The sequence below is a fragment of the Streptomyces sp. NBC_00078 genome (assembly GCF_026343335.1).
Lineage (GTDB): Bacteria > Actinomycetota > Actinomycetes > Streptomycetales > Streptomycetaceae > Streptomyces.
This window is the reverse complement of the sequence record NZ_JAPELX010000001.1, coordinates 1,055,188-1,073,828: the sequence shown is the minus strand read 5'-3', so window position 1 is coordinate 1,073,828 and position 18,641 is coordinate 1,055,188. Positions and strand designations below refer to the sequence as shown.

Annotated in this window: 11 protein-coding genes and 2 pseudogenes; 5 read left to right on the top strand and 8 right to left on the bottom strand. The window is 69.0% G+C overall.

The window, feature by feature from the left end:
- Nucleotides 1-582: 582 nt before the first annotated feature.
- Both OOK07_RS04945 and OOK07_RS04940 read left to right on the top strand, forming a co-directional pair.
- Nucleotides 583-2,808 (top strand): WD40/YVTN/BNR-like repeat-containing protein, encoded by a 2,226-nt coding sequence (locus OOK07_RS04945; protein ID WP_266795186.1) that lies wholly within the window; start codon nt 583-585, stop codon nt 2,806-2,808.
- 318 nt (nt 2,809-3,126) lie between these two features.
- Nucleotides 3,127-3,843: a GH12 family glycosyl hydrolase domain-containing protein gene (locus tag OOK07_RS04940; protein WP_266677319.1), complete on the top strand. Its 717-nt coding sequence runs from the start codon at nt 3,127-3,129 to the stop codon at nt 3,841-3,843.
- A 95-nt stretch (nt 3,844-3,938) separates the two neighbouring features.
- Here the strand turns inward: OOK07_RS04940 and OOK07_RS04935 are convergent, their stop codons facing one another.
- The 3 genes and pseudogenes from OOK07_RS04935 to OOK07_RS04925 form a co-directional block, all read right to left on the bottom strand.
- Nucleotides 3,939-4,901, bottom strand: a complete 963-nt coding sequence (locus OOK07_RS04935) for an expansin EXLX1 family cellulose-binding protein (protein WP_266795185.1) — start codon at nt 4,899-4,901, stop codon at nt 3,939-3,941.
- A 207-nt stretch (nt 4,902-5,108) separates the two neighbouring features.
- Nucleotides 5,109-6,149, bottom strand: a pseudogene (locus OOK07_RS04930) (endo-1,4-beta-xylanase); the annotation flags it as partial.
- Between the two features lie 52 nt (nt 6,150-6,201).
- Nucleotides 6,202-7,824 carry a glycoside hydrolase family 43 protein gene (locus tag OOK07_RS04925; protein ID WP_266795184.1) on the bottom strand — a complete coding sequence of 541 codons (1,623 nt, stop codon included), beginning with the start codon at nt 7,822-7,824 and terminating at the stop codon, nt 6,202-6,204.
- 494 nt (nt 7,825-8,318) lie between these two features.
- On the opposite strand from OOK07_RS04925, the gene OOK07_RS04920 reads away from it, so the two are divergent.
- The gene (locus OOK07_RS04920) at nt 8,319-9,965 is read left to right on the top strand and encodes a glycoside hydrolase family 27 protein (protein WP_266795183.1); all 1,647 of its coding nucleotides are present in this window, start codon (nt 8,319-8,321) and stop codon (nt 9,963-9,965) included.
- Nucleotides 9,966-10,023: 58 nt separating this feature from the next.
- Here the strand turns inward: OOK07_RS04920 and OOK07_RS43405 are convergent, their stop codons facing one another.
- Entirely contained in the window at nt 10,024-10,113 is a 90-nt protein-coding gene (locus tag OOK07_RS43405; RefSeq protein ID WP_353963547.1) for a hypothetical protein, read from the bottom strand.
- Nucleotides 10,114-10,293: 180 nt separating this feature from the next.
- Nucleotides 10,294-10,395: pseudogene (locus OOK07_RS43620) on the bottom strand (beta-xylosidase family glycoside hydrolase); the annotation flags it as partial.
- A gap of 429 nt (nt 10,396-10,824) precedes the next feature.
- Between OOK07_RS43620 and OOK07_RS04910 the strand changes: the two are divergent.
- Nucleotides 10,825-11,946, top strand: coding sequence for an IS630 family transposase (locus OOK07_RS04910; protein ID WP_323182926.1), 1,122 nt, complete (start codon nt 10,825-10,827; stop codon nt 11,944-11,946).
- A 28-nt stretch (nt 11,947-11,974) separates the two neighbouring features.
- On the opposite strand, the gene OOK07_RS04905 is transcribed toward OOK07_RS04910, so the two are convergent.
- Nucleotides 11,975-12,616 (bottom strand): hypothetical protein, encoded by a 642-nt coding sequence (locus tag OOK07_RS04905; RefSeq protein WP_266795180.1) that lies wholly within the window; start codon nt 12,614-12,616, stop codon nt 11,975-11,977.
- Nucleotides 12,617-12,853: 237 nt separating this feature from the next.
- On the opposite strand from OOK07_RS04905, the gene OOK07_RS04900 reads away from it, so the two are divergent.
- Nucleotides 12,854-13,015 (top strand): hypothetical protein, encoded by a 162-nt coding sequence (locus OOK07_RS04900; protein WP_323178069.1) that lies wholly within the window; start codon nt 12,854-12,856, stop codon nt 13,013-13,015.
- A 110-nt stretch (nt 13,016-13,125) separates the two neighbouring features.
- Here the strand turns inward: OOK07_RS04900 and OOK07_RS04895 are convergent, their stop codons facing one another.
- Nucleotides 13,126-15,579 carry a SpoIIE family protein phosphatase gene (locus OOK07_RS04895; protein ID WP_266801894.1) on the bottom strand — a complete coding sequence of 818 codons (2,454 nt, stop codon included), beginning with the start codon at nt 15,577-15,579 and terminating at the stop codon, nt 13,126-13,128.
- 731 nt (nt 15,580-16,310) lie between these two features.
- Nucleotides 16,311-18,542, bottom strand: coding sequence for an alpha-L-fucosidase (locus tag OOK07_RS04890; RefSeq protein WP_266795178.1), 2,232 nt, complete (start codon nt 18,540-18,542; stop codon nt 16,311-16,313).
- Between the last annotated feature and the right edge of the window lie 99 nt (nt 18,543-18,641).

Here is an 18,641-nt window from a genome sequence, read left to right as displayed (position 1 = left end):
GCCGCTGCGGATCGCGGAAAGGCGACGGTGAGGGCGGGTTATGTGCAGACAGGCGGGATCCCGTGGGGTGGGGCGACAGGTACTTTCGAAGCGCTTCGATGCTCTTCGACGCCTGTAGAGCTTCAAGGCGAATGTGAAGACTTCGACACCGTTACATCAAGCAGGGCATGCGAGGAGTCCCCTTCTAGACCACGGAGGAATCTTGGAAGCGACTCTTGTGCAGCCATGTGTGTTCACTTAACCTCACAGCAACATCGAAGCGCTTCGACCGTGAGTCGCATCGCAGCGGTTGGATGTCCGTTTCAGCTCAGCCAGTTCCAGTCAAGACGCCGCAGCCGACGGCTTCCGCCGGGGTCAAGCTCGTGCTGATCGACGAGATCCACCGGCTCAACCCGAGCCCGCGGTGTAGGTGTGGCAGACGGCGGTGGTGATCTGTGTGGTGGTCATGCGCGTGGTGACGGGGATGCCGAGGCCGCGGCTCCGCCCGGCTGGTCGCGCCCACGTGGCGGAGCCGCGAATCGATGCGGTCCCGCACGCCTGATCCCAGCTCGACTTCCCCCCTTCGTAACACCGAGGTACGTCATGAGCAGCAGGTTTCATCTCAGCCGGCGTTCCGTTCTTGCCGGCTCCACTGCCGCCGCCGCGGCCGTGTCCCTGCCGGCGGTTTCGGGGCAGGCCCACGCCGCCGCTCCCGCGGCCGTCGCGAAGAGCGGCTACCGGTGGCGCAACGCCGTCATGGGCGGCACCGGGTTCATCACCGGGGTGCTGTTCCATCCGTCGGTGCGAGGGCTCGTCTACGCCCGGACCGACATCGGGGGTGCCTACCGCTGGGACGACCGGACAGACCGCTGGATCCCGCTGACCGACCACATCGGCTGGGACGACTCGAACCTCCTCGGTGTCGAGGCCATCGCCGTCGACCCCGCCCACCCCGACCGGGTCTATCTCGCCCTCGGCACGTACACCCAGTCCTGGGCCGGCAACGGCGCCGTGCTGCGCTCCGAGGACCGGGGGGCCACCTGGAAGCGCACCGACCTCGCCGTGAGACTCGGCGCCAACGAGGACGGACGAGGATGCGGTGAACGGCTGCTGGCCGACCCGAGGGACAGTGACACCCTGTGGCTGGGCACCCGGCACGACGGGCTGCTCAAGTCGGTCGACCGGGGCGCCACCTGGCAGGCCGTGAGCTTCCCGGCCACCCCGAGCGCCACCGGCCAGGGCATCACCTTCCTCGTCGCCGCGGGCCGCAGCGTCTACGCAGGCTGGGGCGACTCCGACGGCACCGCCGACCACCCCAGCCTGTACCGCACCTCCGACGGCAGGACCTGGGAGCCCGTCCCCGGGCAGCCCACCGGCGCCGCCGCGAAGGTGCCGGTCCGCGCCGCGTACGACCGACACACCCGCGAGCTGTACGTGACATACGCCAACGCCCCCGGACCCAACGGCCAGTCGGACGGCAGCGTGCACAACCTGCGCACCGCCGACGGCACATGGACCGAAGTCACCCCGGTGAAGCCGGGCGGAACCACGACGGACGGTTCCACGGACGCCTTCGGCTACGGCGGTGTCGCCGTCGACGCCCGCCGGCCCGGAACGCTCGTCGTGTCGACCAACAACCGCTGGGCCGACACCGACACCGTCTTCCGTACCACCGACGGCGGCCGCACCTGGACGTCCCTGAAGGACAAGGCCGTCATCGACGTCTGTGAGACCCCCTACCTCAAGTGGGGCAAGAACAAGCCCAAGTTCGGCTGGTGGATCCAGGCCGTCGGCCTCGACCCGTTCGACTCCGAGCACATCGTCTACGGCACCGGCGCCACCCTGTACGGCACGCGCGACCTCCGGCGCTGGGCGCCGCAGATCCGCGGCCTGGAGGAGGCGTCCGTGGTCCAGCTGGTATCGCCCCCGACGGGAGAGGCCCACCTGATCAGCGCGTCGCGGGACATCGGGGTGCTCTACCACGAGCGGCTGACCGCCTCGCCGTCGCGCGGCCTGGCCACCAACCCCGTGTTCGGATCGTCCACCGGACTCGCCCAGGCCGCGGCCAAGCCGTCGTACGTGGTGCGCACCGGCTCGGGCGACCAGGGCAACGGCGCCTGGTCGAACGACGGCGGAAAGACCTGGACGCCCTTCGCGTCGCAGCCGGCCACCGCGAAGGACGCGCCCGGGCCGATCGTCACCAACACCGACGGCAGCGTGCTGCTGTGGTCCCTTGCGCACTGGGACGGCACCGTCTATCCGGCGCAGCGCTCCGCGGACAACGGCGCCACCTGGGCCGAGGTCGCCTCCCTCCCGAAGGGCGCCTTCCTGGTCGCGGACCCCGTGGACCCGACGCGCTTCTACGCCTTCGACACGAGCGCCGGGACGCTCTACGCGAGCACCGACAGCGGTCTGACCTTCACCGCCCGCGCCACCGGCCTGAGTTCGGGCGACGCCGGTTTCCAGCTGGCCGCGGCTCCGGGGCGCTCCGGTGACCTGTGGCTCAGCGTCAAGGAGAACGGGCTCTACCGCTCCACCGACGGCGGCGCCGGCTTCACCAGGGTCGGCAGCTGCCGGGCCGCGCACACCCTGGGCTTCGGCAAGGCGGTCAAGGGCGCCTCCTATCCGGCGATCTACCTGGCCGGCGGGATCGAGGACTTCAACGCCATCTACCGCTCCGACGACGAGGCGAGGACCTGGACGCGGATCAACGACGACCACCACCAGTGGGGCTGGACCGGAGCGGCCATCACCGGCGATCCGCGCGTTCACGGCCGGGTCTACCTCGCCACCAACGGGCGCGGAGTGCAGTACGGGGAGCCCGTCTGATGCCCGGCCCGGGGCGCCGCCCCCTACCCGAACCGCACCGTCTGCGACGCCGCTCCGCCCACACCCCGCCCGCCGTACTGGTCGAGCCGATTCTCCAGTCGCCCCCCACCGACTGCTCCTCAAGGTCGAACTGACCTGGCCGCCTGACGGGACGACGGCGGTTCCGCGGCCGACTCACACCGTCCGTGTCGAAGTCAGGACTTCAGGACTTCTTCCGGTGACGCGCAGCCGATCGAGATCGTCACCGGAGAGGACCACGCCCTCCTTCAGGGGCGTGGTAACACCCCCACAATTCCCCCCACCCGTGGAAGGGACACCATGGTAAAAAGCGCGATACGCAGGATCACCATGGCGGCGCTGGCGCCGGCGATGGCTCTCGGTGCCACCGTCGGCCTGGCTTCCGCCCCCGCGTCCGCCGCCGTCTGGAACACCTGTGACCAGTACGGCAGCACGAGCCTGGACGGCTACAAGCTCTACAACAACATCTGGGGCTCCGGCTCCGGCGCCCAGTGCATCTGGGCCAACTCCGGGACGAGTTGGGGTGTCTGGGCCAACCACCCCAACACCGGCGGTATCAAGTCCTACGCCAACTCGACGAAGACGATCAACAAGACGATCGACTCCCTCGGCTGGCTCAACAGCAACTACAACGTCAGTGTCCCGTCGTCCGGCGCGTACAACACGTCGTACGACATCTGGGACACCAACCACCGGTACGAGATCATGCTCTGGGTCAACTACAACGGATCCGTCGGCCCGATCGGCTCGTTCCAGGACAACGTCACGGTCGGTGGCAGCAACTGGAACGTCTACAAGGGCACCAACGGGTCGAACCAGGTGTTCTCGTTCCTGCGGACGTCCGACTCCAGCTCCGGCACCGTGGACGTCAAGCCCATCCTCGGCTGGATCGCCCACACCAAGGGCTGGATGTCCGGCAACGAGACCATCGGCGACGTGCAGTTCGGCTATGAGATCACCTCGTCGTCCGGCGGGCTCAACTTCACCACCAACAACCTGACCGTCAGCGGCGGCTGACCCGACATCAGGGCCGAGATCGTCCGCGTCCGAGGCAGGACGCGGACGACCTCGGCCCGCAGTGCGCTGTGGTCGGCCCTGGGCGGGCGAGGGGATCAGTGCCGCGCGAACTGGACGCCGGTGGGCTGCACGACGTTCGGGCGTACCGCTATTCCCGTGATGGTCAGTCGTTCGCCGTAGATGTCGGTGAGTCTGATGGCGCCGCCGCACCCGCTGCCGTCCGCCGAGAGGAAGTAGTTGTAGGCGGTGCGGGGCAGTTGCCGCCAGCCACCTGAGGTGCGGACCTCCAGCCTGGTGACCGGGTTGCGGTGGCCGATCGCTTGGATGGCACACCAGTAGGCACTGGAGCCGGTCTTGTACCGCATGGAGATCGTGCCGGAGGTGCTGGGGCTCACCAGGCTCCAGGTGATGGGGATCCGGCCGACCGTGAGGTCGGCGAGTTTGGCGAATGCCTGTTGGCTGAGGTCGAGTTGCCCGGGTGCGCAGGGCAGGGGGCACTCGTTGGTGATCCGCACCGTGATGGATTTGCCGTTGGCCGCGCGGACGAGCACGTAGGCCCCGCACGCCTTGGACGTCTCGTAGTCGGTGGTGTTCATGGCCGCGATCATGAGATCGGGGCTCGGGCCGAACAGGCAGGCGCCGTTTCCGTCCGCGGCCTCGTAGGCGGTGGCGACGCCCTGGTAGGTGGTGTGGGGCTGAAGTCGACCCGCCTGCGGGGTCGTGGCGGACTTTTGCCCGGACCGCGGGGTGTTTGTGGGCGACGGTCGTGCTGACGTGCTGTTCGCGGCACCCTTCGGGGAGGCGGAGCCGGTCGGAGAGGAGGAGCCGGTCGGGCTCGCCTTCGCGGTCGGGGTGCCTGTGCCGGCGGAGGCGGAGGCCTTCACCTGGGAGGTGGCGAGCGGAGTGGCAGCGGCAGGTGCCGCATCGGGGTTGCGATCGGGGAGCAACGCCATGACCAGGTAGGCGAGAACGCCCACGGCGATCAGCGCCGAAGTGCCGCCCAGCACGAGCTTGCGTCTTTGTCTGCGCTGCCGCGCGGCCTGCCTCGGTGTGTTCATTCTCTGTCCGTTCGCAAGATCGAGCCGATGTCCACTGTTCAGTGACCGCCGGAGGCGCAAAGGTTGCCGACGATTTCTCACGGGAAGAGGCCGAGCCTCGCGGCGCCGCCGGAATGGCGGAGGGAACGTGGGCGTGGGCCCCGCACGAGCGGCGGGGCCCACATGGTCAGCAGGTCGAATCGGCCTGGGTGAGCAGGCTCAGCCGCCGGTCGCGCTCCGTGTCGCGGCCGTGCCGCCCAGCGCGGTCAGCGCCGACCCGTAGGCGGCCTTCTTGTTGCCGTTGCGGTCGAACAGCAGCGGGTTTTCCCCGCTGCGCCAGGAGTCGCTGTCACGGATGCCCCAGACGGTGATGCCGGTGCAGCGCGCGACGTTCATGCACGCCTTGACGGTGTTGGCGTACGCCGTCGGCGACGCCTGGGCGATGTCGAGTTCGGTGATCTGTACGTCCACGCCGAGAGCGGCGAAGTTCGACAGCGTCGTCTGGAAGCTCGACGGCGGGCCGCCGGCGCCGAAGTGGGACTGGAGGCCGACGCAGTCGATGGGCACACCGCGCGCCTTGAAGTCGCGCACCATGCGGTAGACGCCCTGGGTCTTGGCGTCGCTCCAGTTCTCGATGCTGTAGTCGTTGTAGCAGAGCTTGGCCGCCGGGTCGGCGGAGCGTGCGGTGCGGAAGGCCTGCTCGATGAAGCCGTCGCCCAGCAGGTTCTGGAAGACCGAGGAGCGGTGCTGGCCGCTGCCGCCGTCGGCGAAGGCCTCGTTGACCACGTCCCAGGCGTAGATCTTGCCCTTGTAGTGGTTCATCTCGGTGGTGATGTGGTTGTTCATCACGCTGCGCAGGGTGTTCGCGTCCCTGATGGAGCTGACCCAGCCGGGCAGTTGGGAGTGCCAGACCAGCGTGTGTCCGCGCATCCGCTGCCCGTGCGCGGCGGCGCGGTTGACGATCTGGTCGCCGGGTCCGAAGTTGAAGTTGCCGCGGGACGGCTCGGTGGTGTCCCACTTCATCTCGTTCTCGGGCGTGACCGCGTTGAACTCGCGGTCCAGGATCGCGGAGTACGTGCCGTCGCCGAGCCTTCCAGCGGCCACGGCGGTCCCGAAGTACCGTCCGGACTGGGCTGCTTGGGCCCCGAGAGTGGAGGCCCGGACGGCGTCGGGTGCGGCGCTCGCGGCGCCGGGCGCCGCCAGGGCGGCCACGGTCAGCAGGGACAACACCGAGGCTCGGCGACGGCCGAGCCGCTTCAGCGGGTTCATGGTTCTCCTCGTATGGTTGGGCGTGGGGGGGGTGTGCGATCCTCCGATCGGTTCAGGGCGTCGACAGCTCGAACCGCGTGACGCGGACTGCGCCGCCGAGAGCCTGCGTGGCGTGGTTGAAGAGGGCGAATCGGTAGCCCATGAAGAACCGCCAGTCGTTGCCCATGGAGAAGGCGGGCCCGAGGCGGGTGAAGTGGATGCCGTCGGTGCTGTAGGAGAAGGTGCCGGGACGTGGCGCGCCGGGACGGATGTCCGCGCTCGCGCGCAGCCAGATCCGGCCGCCGGAGACGGGCGCGCTCGCGACCTCGGTGCCGGTGCCGGTGGTGTTCCAGTTGCCGTCCATGGTCAGCCCGTTGACCATGGACACCCTGGTCGCGGCGCTGTCGCGCCTGACACCGATCCACGCGGAGGAGTCACGCAGCAGCGCGAGCCCGGCCCGGTCGCCGTCCCGCATCGTGGAGTGGTCGAGCTGGACCGTGGCGGTGGAGGTGGGGCCCTGGATGCGGTGCGTGAGGGTGTTGCGGGCCCAGTACAGGTCATCGGTGACGGTCGCGGTCCGCAGAGTCAGGCCGTTGTCCACCGACCACTTGGTGTTGTCCGGGTTGTGGTTCCACTCCCACCCCGGCTTGAGAGTCGCACCGTCGAAGGTGTCGACACCGCTCATGGGCGTGACCTGGCGGGGCGGAGCGGGCACGGCCGGGCTGGGATACGAGGTGCCCCATGCGCCGTTGACGAGTTGCACGACGGGCCAGCCGTCCGGGGTCCAGGTCACCGGGGCCAGGGCAGGCATCCGCCCGCCGGGGTACGCGTCCACGAAGGCCAGGTAGTACCAGGCTCCGCTCTGCGTCTGCACCAGCCCGCCCTGGTGCGGCACGCCACCGCCGGAAATCGGCCCGCGCAGGTCGAGGAGCACCTGTCGCATCGTGTACGGACCGAAGGGGCCGTTCGACGACTTCAGGATGTACTGCCCGTTCGCGGGGCGGGTCAGGAAGATGTAGTACTGCCCGTTGATCTTGTAGAAGCGGGAGCCCTCAAGGGTGCCGACACTGGACGGTGTGGTGAACACCTGCTGTGTGCGGACCTGGCTGCGGCCGTCGGGCGAGAGCTGGGCCACGCTGATGGTGGTGTTCCCGTACACCACGTACAAGGTGTCGTCGGTGTCGACGAGCAACCCCGCGTCGTAGTAGGGAGTGCCGATCGTGGTGAGCCGGCTCCACGGACCCTCGACTGCGGTCGCGGTGTAGACGTACGTCCGGGCGAAGTCGATCTGGCCGAGCCAGTAGAACGTCCTGTTACTCGGACGGTAGGCCAGCGACGACGCCCAGATCCCTCTCACATAGCCACGGGCACCGTTGAGGTCGTACTTGGCGCCGAAGTCGAGGACAGGCACCGAGTGACCGGCGATCTCCCAGTTCACCAGGTCGTACGAGCGCAGGACGGGTGCGCCCGGCGAGTAGTGCATCGTCGAGGCCGAGGCGTAGTAGGTGCTGCCGACGCGGATGACGTCGATATCCGCGAAGTCCTGCCAGATCACCGGGTTCGTGTAAGCCGCGGCGGCCGTGAGGGCCGGCTCCTGTGCTGGAGGGGCGGCGGCGGTGCGGGAGGCTCCGGCCGGCGGCAGGAACATGCCGGTGGCCAGGCCGGTGGCGGCGGTCAGCGCGCGGCGGCGAGGCATGGGTTGATGAGGGCATGACATATCCATGACGTGGTTCTCCCTTGTGGCGGCCCCTGGTTCGCGGGTGCGGCCCCTGGTTCATGCGGCGTGAAGGGGGCCGGGTGGATCCATCATGGTTCGTGATGTCGAACGCAGATCGGCTTGTCGAGCATCCAGGATGCTACGAGGTTGGCCCGGACCGTCAATACCTCTCGCATGATTCGCCAAGCATATCGAAACATTCGAGGCCTTCCGTGGCCCCGCTACCGTGGGTTGGCCGTCCGGAAAGGGCAGCTCGGCCGCGGGTTTACCGCGCCCCCGGGTGCATCGATGAGCCCTTGAGGCGGCCGGTGTTGACATGTTCGGACGCCTCTCTAGTATCCGTTGGAGATCAGAACTTTCCGAACAGTCATCGAAATTGCGAACGCTCAGCCTCCTTCCGGCAATGTCATGAACGTGACAGCATGCGTCGCGCGTCACCCACTCCATGGCGCCCTTCCTGGAAAGGAGCCCCGGTGCCCACACGATCAGTCGGACGCCTGTTCCGCCTCCTCGCGGCGGCCGCGTTGACGGTCACCGCCTCCGTGGCGGCCTCCGTCCACTCCACCGCCTCGGCCGCGCCCGGCAGCCCGGCGCTCACCCCACCGTTGGGCTGGAACAGCTGGAACAGCTTCGGGTGCGGGATCACCGAGTCCCAGGTGCACCAGGCCGCCGACGCCATGGTGTCCTCGGGCATGCGGGACGCCGGATACCGGTACGTGGTGGTCGACGACTGCTGGTTCGACCCGCAGCGTGACGCGGCGGGCAACCTGCGGGCCAACGCGGCCAAGTTCCCGAGCGGGATGAAGGCGCTCGGGGACTACATCCACGGCAAGGGACTGAAGTTCGGCATCTACCAGGTGCCGGGCGAACGCACCTGCGCGCAGACCAGCGGCTCCTATCCCGGGTCGACGGGCAGCAGGGGACACGAGGCCCAGGACGCCGCCACGTTCGCCTCATGGGGCGTCGACTACCTCAAGTACGACTGGTGTTCCTCCAGCGGTACCCGCGACGAGCAGGTCGCGCGCTTCACGCTCATGCGCGACGCCCTGCGTGCCACCGGGCGGCCGATCGTCTACAGCATCAACCCCAACAGCTTCCACGCCATCACCGGCGCCACCTACAACTGGGGCGAGGTCGCCGACCTGTGGCGGACGACCGAGGATCTGCTCGACATCTGGCAGAACGGCAACACCAACAGCTACCCGATGGGCGTCGGCAACGTCCTGGACGTCACCGCGCCGCTGGCGGCGCAGTCGGGGCCGGGCCACTGGAACGACCCCGACATGCTGGTCGTCGGGCGCCCCGGCCTGTCACTGACCGAGTCCCGCTCCCACTTCGCCCTCTGGGCCCTGATGGGCTCCCCGCTCATGGCCGGCAACGACATCCGCACCATGTCCGCCGACGTGAGCGCGATCCTGCGCAACCCGCGTCTGCTGGCGGTCGACCAGGATCCGCTGGGCGCCGGCGGGCGCAGGGTGCGCGACGACGGCGGTACCGAGATTTTCGCCAAGCCGCTGTCCGACGGCTCGGTCGCGGTGGGCCTGTTCAACCGGGGAGGCGACACGGCGACGGTCACGACGACGGCCGCACAAGTCGGCCTGTCCGGTGGGCCGTTCACCCTCACCGACCTGTGGACCGGCGGCACGTCGAGTACGTCCGGACAGATCTCGGCGAGTGTCCCCGCGCACGGGGTGGCCGTGTTCCGGGTGAGCGGTGGCAGCCCGCTGGCCGCCACCACCTCGCGTCTGCGCGGCAACGTGTCCGGCCGCTGCATGGACGTGGACAACGCCTCCACGGCGGCCGGGGCCACCGTGCTGATCTGGGACTGCCACACGGCCGCCAACCAGCTGTGGACCACGTGGGCCGGCGGTGAGATCCGCGTCTTCGGCGACAAGTGCCTGGACGCCTACGACCAGGGGACCGCCAACGGCACCCGGGTCATCACCTGGCCCTGCAACGGCCAGGACAACCAGAAATGGACGGTCGGCTCCGACGGGTCGATCCGCAACGTCCACGCCGGGCTGTGCCTCGACTCCGACCGGTCCGGCACCGCCGACGGAACACCGCTGGTCCTGTGGAGCTGCAACGGCCAGGCCGGCCAGAAGTGGACCCGCGTGTGAGGGACGCCGGTGCCCTGGTCGCCCGGGAGACGGGCGACCAGGGCGAAGGGGCGGCCGGTCAGGAATCCTTGACGACCGTTCCGGTGACCGAGCCTCCGGACTTGGTGACCTTGTACTTCACCTTGGCGCCACTGTGGAAGTGGAAGATCAGCGTCGCCGCACCGCGCCTGTCGCCGCAGGTCCATGGGGCGATGCGGGTCGTGCCGATCCCGGCTTTCAGGGCCGGCCTGCCGAGCCCGTCGGGGAGGACGGGCCGGCAGGCTCCGGTCGCCCCATGGCGGGGAGTCCGGTGTCCCTGTCGGCGGAGGGTGGCGGCCGGCGGCTTGGTTCAGCCGTCGAGGGGCTCGTAGTCGAACCAGTCGAAGTGGACGGTGCCTGCGGCGGCGTACATGCCGATGACCCGGCCGGTGAAGCCGCCGGCGACCTTGGACGGTCTTTTGGAGATCAGTGCCCTCCCAGAACCGCGCGAGCGGTGCCGGGCGAGGGCGGGGCTGCCCGTGAGCATGCCGTGGGTGCAGGTGGCGGGTGGGAACTGCTCGGCGGGTTGCTCGGCCGACTGCTCGCTCCGGACACCGGACGACCGCACCCCGCGGGCGGACGGGAGCACGGTCGCTTCGGCCGCTCACGCGACCGAGGCTGCTGCGCTGACGAAGCTTCTGCGGTTCAACTCAAGACTCATGGCGGCGGCCTACCTGCGGAGGCTGTCGAAGCGCTTCACTTGCAGGCGAAAAGTTAACGAACATGTTTCCTGCGAAACGAGGGGCTCAACCGCCTAGTGCTCTGACCACATTGGTTCGCCGGGTTGGTGGTCGGGGCGGTTGGATGTGCGGTGACGTCCGATCCGAGTGCTGGGGGTGCGGTGGCTGAGCCTGTCCGCGTGCGCAGGTTGACCGACCAGGAGGGGCAGAAGCTGCAGCAGATCGTGCGCCGGGGCAGCACCAGTTCGGTGCGCTTCCGACGCGCGATGATGCTACTGGCGTCGGCTGGCGGGAACCGGGTCCCGGTGATCGCCCAGCTGGTGCAGGCCGACGAGGACACAGTCCGGGATGTGATCCACCGGTTCAACGAGATCGGCCTGGCCTGTCTGGACCCTCGGTGGGCGGGAGGCCGTCCCCGCCTGCTCAGTCCTGACGACGAGGACTTCGTCGTCCAGACGGCCACCACCCGCCCGACCAAGCTCGGCCAGCCCTTCACCCGCTGGTCCATCCGCAAACTCGCCGCCTACCTGCGGAAAGTCCATGGGCGGGTCATCCGCATCGGTCGCGAGGCATTACGCCGTCTGCTCGCCCGCCGCGGCATCACCTTCCAGCGCACCAAGACGTGGAAGGAGTCCCCGGACCCCGACCGCGAGGCAAAGCTGGACCGGATCGAGGAGGTCCTGGACCGCTTCCCGGACCGGGTCTTCGCGTTCGACGAGTTCGGCCCGCTCGGAATCCGCCCCACCGGCGGTGCGTGCTGGGCTCCCGCCAGTCATCCCGAGCGGCACCCGGCGACCTACCACCGCACCCACGGCGTCAGGTACTTCCACGGCTGCTATTCGGTCGGCGACGACACGCTCTGGGGCGTCAACCGCCGGAAGAAGGGGGCCGCGAACACCCTGGCCGCGCTCAGGTCGATCCGGGCCGCCCGCCCGGACGGCGCCCCGATCTACGTCATCCTGGACAACCTGTCCGCCCACAAGGGCGAGACGATCCGCCGCTGGGCGAAGAAGAACCGCGTCGAGCTGTGCTTCACGCCGACATACGCGTCCTGGGCCAACCCGATCGAGGCGCACTTCGGACCGTTGCGGCAGTTCACCGTCGCGAACTCCAACCACCGCAACCACACCGTGCAGACCCGGGCCCTGCACGCCTATCTGCGCTGGCGCAACGCGAATGCCCGTCACCCCGACGTGCTGGCAGCCCAGCGCCGCGAGCGCGCTCGCATCCGCAGCGAGAAGGGCATCCGTTGGGGCGGACGTCCCCTCGCCGATGCCGCTTGACCGGCCGGATATCTTTCCCGGCCGAGTCCTAGCAGTAGCCGTCCACGCTGGCGCCGACTGGAGCGAGGTTGGGCCAGGGACGCCCTGCTCTGTCGGAGGCAGCGGACCGTAGGAGGTCAAGAAGAGTGCACCCTGGGTAGCCCCGGAAGCTCGCGTAGGTGCCCCGGTAGTAGCAGTTCCAGTAGCTCACGACCCGCCGTTGCGTGCGTGCGAAGAAGGCCGGGTTGTCCACGATGAACTGCCCGTAAGCGAGGTGGCCGCAGGTGCCGGGCGTGGCGAGGCCACGGAGCTCATCGCAGATGACCACCAGGATTTCCAAGACGTACTCGCCAACCAGCTGCACGACGAAGGGGACGACCCATGGGTCCGTGGAACCAACGACCTTCTCCAGATGACGCTGTCTGACCACCCCGTCGCAGTGCCTTGAGTACAGACAGTGCAGAAGCTGCCGTTGGCGCGACGAAAGCGACGCCACCGCGTCAGTTGGCGGCTCGCCGTTGTAGAGGCGGCCGGGGATCAAAACCTGCTGGCCCTCTACAGCGACCGAGAACGAGGCATGCGGCGGGAACCGAGAATCAGGCATCACCGCCAGGACTGCCTCGGCATCGCTTGCAAGCTCGGCTGGGAACGCCGTGACCAACGGATTGCTGCTGTCGGAAAGCGGCTGCACGAGCCGAGCATAGGCGGATGCCACGGCCAGGTAGCCGGCATCAATGGCCACACACCCGCTCAACCCGGCGAAGGTATGCGGTCAGAGCACTAGACACTTTCTTTTGCTGGTCCATTGACAGCGCGTTGGAGGGAATGGCATCGTCGAAGCGCTTCGATAGCCATACTGCAGAACCAGCTCCGCATTCGGCGGCCGTGTCCCCTTGCGGGCGTTGCGCCGGCTGGAACAGCTCCGCCGATGCCGCAGCTCGTTCCACGTCAGCGGGTGAACGGCGGCGGCAAGGGCTCCGAGACGCTGGTCGCCCGCGACAGCGGCGGCGCGTACGGCGACGCCGACCAGACGGCGGTCTACGAGCCGTTCACCAAGGAGACCGGCATCCGGATCGAGGATGCAGCCTGAGGGGCAGGCGGCGCCGTTCCCGGTTCGGGCTCATGCTTCCGTGCAGGCGGGCGGCAGGCAGCAGAGACCCCGGGGGAGTCGGCCCGTCGCCGCCCCGTCGGGGTCGGATCTCATTGCTGCCCACGCTCGGTGAGGGTTTGTGCGCACCAGATCGTCTTGCCGTCGGTGGTGTGCCGGGTGCCCCACCCCTGGGTGAGCTGGGCGACGAGCAGCAGGCCCCGGCCGCCCTCGTCGAAGGCGCGCGCCCGGCGCAGGTGCGGCGAGGTGTTGCTGGCGTCGGAGACCTCGCAGATCAGGGAGGTGTCGCGAATGAGCCGCAGCCTGATCGGGGGCTCGCCGTATCTGATGGCGTTGGTGACCAGCTCGCTGACCACCAGTTCGGTGACGAATGACTCCTCCTCCAGGCCCCAGGCCTCCAGCTGGTCGAGGGCGAACTTCCTGGCGCGCGGCACCTGCGCCGGGTCGGGTTCGATGTCGCAGTAGGCGACGTGCTGAGGATCCAGCGCGTGCGTGCGAGCGAGCAGCAGGGCGGCGTCGTCGGTGCGGCGTTCGGGAAGCATGGCGTCCAGCACCGTGTCGCAGAGGTCCTCCAGTGAGGTGGCCGAATGGTTGAGGACCCGCAGCAGTTCGGCGATCCCCTCGTCGACGTCCCGCTCGCGGCTCTCCACCAGCCCATCGGTGTAGAGGGCGAGCAGGCTGCCCTCGGGCAGCTCGAGTTCGGTGGATTCGAAAGGCAGCCCGCCGATTCCGAGCGGTGGACCCGGCTGTGCGGGTGCCGCGGTCCTGGTGCCGTCCGGGGAGATGATGAGTGGCAGCGGATGACCTGCGCTCGCCAGGGTGAAGCGGCGGGAGACCGGGTCGTAGACGGTGTACAGACAGGTGGCCCCGAACTCGCCGGTCGGCTGGAACTGGCCGGCGGGCTGGAGGTCGCTGGCGAGGTGGATGACCAGGTCGTCCAGGTGGGTCAGCAACTCGTCCGGCGGCAGGTCCACGTCGGCGAGCGTGCGGACCGCCGTGCGCAGCCTGCCCATGCTGGCCGAGGCGTGCAGGCCGTGACCGACCACATCGCCGACGACCAGGGCGACCCGGGCGCCGGAGAGCGGAATGACGTCGAACCAGTCGCCACCCACTTCCGCGTCGGTGCCGGCGGGCAGATAGCGGGAGGCCACCTCGAGCGCCTCCTGGCTCGGCAGCAGCTGCAGCAGCAGACTGCGCTGCAGGGTCAGCGCGGTCGTGCGCTCGCGCGAGTACCGGCGGGCGTTGTCGATGGCGACGGCTGCCTTTGCGGTCAGCTCTTCGGCGAGGATCAGGTCGTCGGCGGTGAAGGCCTCGGGCCGGTCGAGGCGGGAGAAGGCGACCACGCCGAGCAGCGCGCCGCGCGCCCGGAGCGGCACGGTGATCCGGCCGGTCAGTCCGTCCGCGGCGATGGACCCGTCGATCAGCGGGTTGCCCGGTGGCCAGTGGGCCGGGTCGGCGGCGAGGCCGGGTCCGAAGGCCCATTCCCCGCCCTGGCCGGGATCGGCCGCGAGCTGGACCGTGGACCTGCCGGTGGCCATGGAGCGGGCGGCGACGGAACCGGGAGCGTGGCTGACCGGAACCGTGGGCCCGGGAGTCCGGTCGGTGTCCTCCTTCGCGCTGTGCTGGGCGGCACGGCTGAGCACGATGGTCTCGCCGGGGGTGAACTCGGACACGGAGGGCGGCTCCTCCCCGCGCAGCACCTCGTCGAAGAGATCCACGGTGACGAGGTCGGTGAAGGCCGGCACCGGGGCCGTGGCCAGTTCCCGGGCGGTGCCCATCACGTCGAGTGTCCGGCCGATGCCGCCGCTGGCCGTGTTGAGCATGAGCAGGCGCTGCCGGGCCCAGTACTCGGCGCTCATGTCGAATCCCCAGTTGGCGACCCCGCGGACCCTGCCCTCGGCGTCCCGGACGGGCCAGATGCTGGTGGCCCAGGCGTTGGCGTAGTTACTGCCCAGGGGGCGGAAGACGGTGATGAGACGCGCGGGCTTGCCCGTCCTCGCCACTTCGGAGAGCTGGTCGGTGTAGGGCTTGTCGTCCCTTTCGGGAAACAGGGAGCGGTCGAATTCGGGAAGCACATCGCGGTACCTCTTACCGAGCACCTGCTCCTCGGCGTGCGCGATCACCCGGCCCGAGGAGGCGTTGATCCACAGGAACCGCAGCTCAGGGTCGTAGACGCCCAGAGCGAAGGGGCACTGCTCGAAGGCCAGGTCGGCGATCACCGGGCGGCTTTCCCAGCGTTGGACGGTCAGCGCATGGCCCAGCGCGCGGCCGTCGGCGTCGAACAGCGGATGAGCCGACACGAGAGCGTCCAGCGTGGAACCGTCCCGGTGGCGCAGGGGGATGAGCCCCGGATGGTCGGGGCCGCTGCCGTCGCTGTCGGGGAAGCCGGGTGGTGGGGGAGCGGCCAGCAGGTCGGTCACGGGGCGCCCGACGGTGTCCTCCGCCGTCCAGCCCAGCAGCCGCTGCCCGCTCTCGCTCCAGCCGCTCACCACTCCGTCCGGGCCCACCACAAGCGCGGCAGTGCGGGCATCCTGCTCGCCGGCCATGTTCACGCGCGTCGCCTCCGTCCGGACAGCTGTGCCCGCCAGGGCTGGTTCCAGCACCAGCTCCCAGCCTAGGTCCGCTTCTGCTCGACGGCGCCCCGGCCGGCGCGTTCCCGACCGCCGGGTGCGGGGCTGAGCGGAGCCGGCGCGCGGCGCCCCGCCCGACCACAATCGCGGCACGCCCGCCGAAGTGGATCTGGCCGCACGCCGACGCCGTAGGAGTGACCATGGGACGACAGGTCGGCGTGCCCGGCACCGTACTCGTACGGGACCCGGCACCGCCCCCGGACGGGAAGACAAGCAGCGGCCCGACCCCGAAGGGTCGGGCAGCACCGCTCAGGAGCGGGATGTCCCGTAGCCGGATCCGTGGTGCTTCGTGTCCCCTTCATTGAGCGAGGTCGCCCGTCCCGGGGCACCCGCCCCGAATCAGGGTCCGGCAGCATCACAGTTCGAAGCGTTGGCCGTCGTTGGTCTACGGATGCCCAACGGAAGCCGCGATCCCACAGGCCCGGCGCGGCGACGGCGGCCGAAACCGGGCCCCCTCAGACATTCCTTTCAGACATTCCTTCCGTGTCGGTGCGAACCTCCAGCCGTGCGACCGAAATCCGGTCGCACGGCCGGAGGTTCGCACCGCCGCCGGCCGCCGGCCGACGGCAGCCGCCGCCCCGGCACTGGTTACGGCTCGTGCATCTCCGCCGACGGAAGCGGACGCGGCGGCACGGTCGCTGCGACGGCTACAGCGCGGTGAAGGTCCACAGCAGGTTGGTGCTGCTGCCGTAGGTCCATTGCTTGGTGACGGAGCCCGAGTCGACGGTGCCGCCGCCGTCGAGGGCCAGGCCGGTGGTGCGGTTGGTGATCGAGTAGCCGGCGTTGCCCCGGTGGGTGATCGTCCACTGCTGGTTGGTGCCGCCGTTCCAGGGGGCCTGTCGGGCGGCGGAGCCGTTGGCCGTCTCGCCCCAGCCGTCGGCGACCATGCCGTTCGTGCGGTTGACCAGCTTGTAGTAGCCGCCTGAGACCGCCTCCGCCTGCCACTGCAGGTTGGTGCTGCTGTCCGGGGTCCACTGCTTGAGGTTGGAACCGGAGGCCACGCCGCCGCCGCTGTCCAGGGCCAGACCGTCGGTGACGTTGGTGATCCGGAAGTACGTCGCCGGGTTGAACTGGACTCTCAGCGAGGTGATCTGGTCGTTGTTGCCGGTGACCCGGAGGTCGGAGTTGTCGCCGGTGAAGGTCCAGGACGTGCCGGTGAAGTTGTCTCCGGAGTAGCCGATCACCTGGTAGCCGGGGGCCGGCCGGAGGGAGGAGATGGTGCGCGCACCCAGTCCGGCCGTGCTCAGGTCGGCCGCCGTGTAGTCGCCGAGGGTGAACGGGGCGGAGCTCCCGGTGTAGTTGACGTCCGCGAAGGCGACGACGCCCGCGGACGGCAGCATGCCCGGGATGGTGCCGGAGAAAGAGAGCTTCAGGACGTAGGCGTTGGCACCGTAGGGGGCCGAGGACGGCAGGGTGACCGTAAGGCCGGAGGAGTTCTGGGCCGGAGCCGGCAGGTCGATGTAGGTGCCGGCGGTGTTGCCGAGGAGCTTCACCGAGGACAGCGAGGAGAGGTTGATCCGGTCCGAGCTGAGGGTCTTGATCGTCAGCGAGCTGCCGGGCCAGCCCAGGACGGTGGCGTACAGCACATTGTTGGCCTTGTTGCGGGTGAAGCGGATGTCCTGCGCAGTGCCGGCCGTGGGAGTGGTGAAGGCGCCACCCCCCATCTTCGTCGGGCCCTCGCCGTACGCCGTCCAGGCGCGGGTCCCGTACAACGACTCACCGAAGCGCTTCAGGTGGTCACCTATGCCGAGCAGGATGTCCTTCTGCGCCTGGGGGATGCTGCCGTCGGCCATCGGCGCGATGTTCAGCAGCATGTTGCCGTTCTTGCTGACCCGGTCGACGAACGAGTGAAGCATCTGCTGGATGCTGTAGTAGCCGATGCCCTGCGTGTAGCACCAACTGCTGCTGGAGATGCTGTCGTCGGTCAGCCAGTACGGTGCGGTGAGGTCGGCCGGGCCGCCGCGTTCGTAGTCGAAGACCTCGCCCTTGCCGTTCATGCCGTCTTTGTAGGTGGCGACGACCTCACGGCCCCAGGCGTTGGCCTGGTTGTAGTAGTACGCCAGGAAGTTCAGACGCTTGGTCTCGTCGACGGCGTCGAGCTTGAAGTCCTGCCAGAGGATGTCGGGCTGGGCGCGGTCGATGACCTCCTTGAGCTTGCCGTACCAGAGCTGGTTCTCCGCGGCCGAACCCAGCTGGCCGTAGAGCTTCTTGAGGCTGGGGTCCGTCTGCGCGGGGACGAACTCGTAGAAGCCGTTGTAGTGGTACGCGTGGTGCATGGCCACCAGCAGCTTGAGGCCCTTGGCCCGGATCGCCGTGGTGAACAGCCGCAGCAGGTCGAGACCCGGGCCCTTGTTCACCGAGTTCCACTCGTTGACCTGGCTGTCCCACATGGAGAAACCGTCATGGTGCTCTGCGACCGGGCCGGCGAACTTCGCGCCGGCGTCGACAAACAGTTGCACCCACTCGTCGGGGTCGAACTTCCCGCCGGCCGACTTCAGCTTCGGCGCGAACTTCACGAAGTTGCCCGCCAGGTCCTGCGCTCCGTCGATGAAGTTGTTGTACGGCCATGCCGACGGCTGGCCGTAGGTCGCGATGTGGTGCTTGTTCTCGTTGCTTCCGTCCTGGTACATGCTGCGCGGGTACCACTCGTTGCCGAACGCGGGAACGCTGAAGACGCCCCAGTGGAAGTAGATGCCGAACTTCGCGTCCTGGAACCACTCCGGGGCCGGCGGGTGCTGGTCGACCGAGTTCCAGTCGGGCGTGTACGTGCTGGGAGCCGCCTGGGCGACGCCGGCGCCGAACACACCTCCGGCAACGGCCGCCGCGGCCACGCAGGTGGCACCGGCCAGGAACTGGCGTCTGTTGAAAGAGCTCGACATGGGCACATCCCTGATGCGGAAGGGGAGAGGGGGGAAGGCAGGGCCACAGATGAAGGTCAGCCATGGCGCCATGGGATGTCAACCAGCGTGCAGGGATGA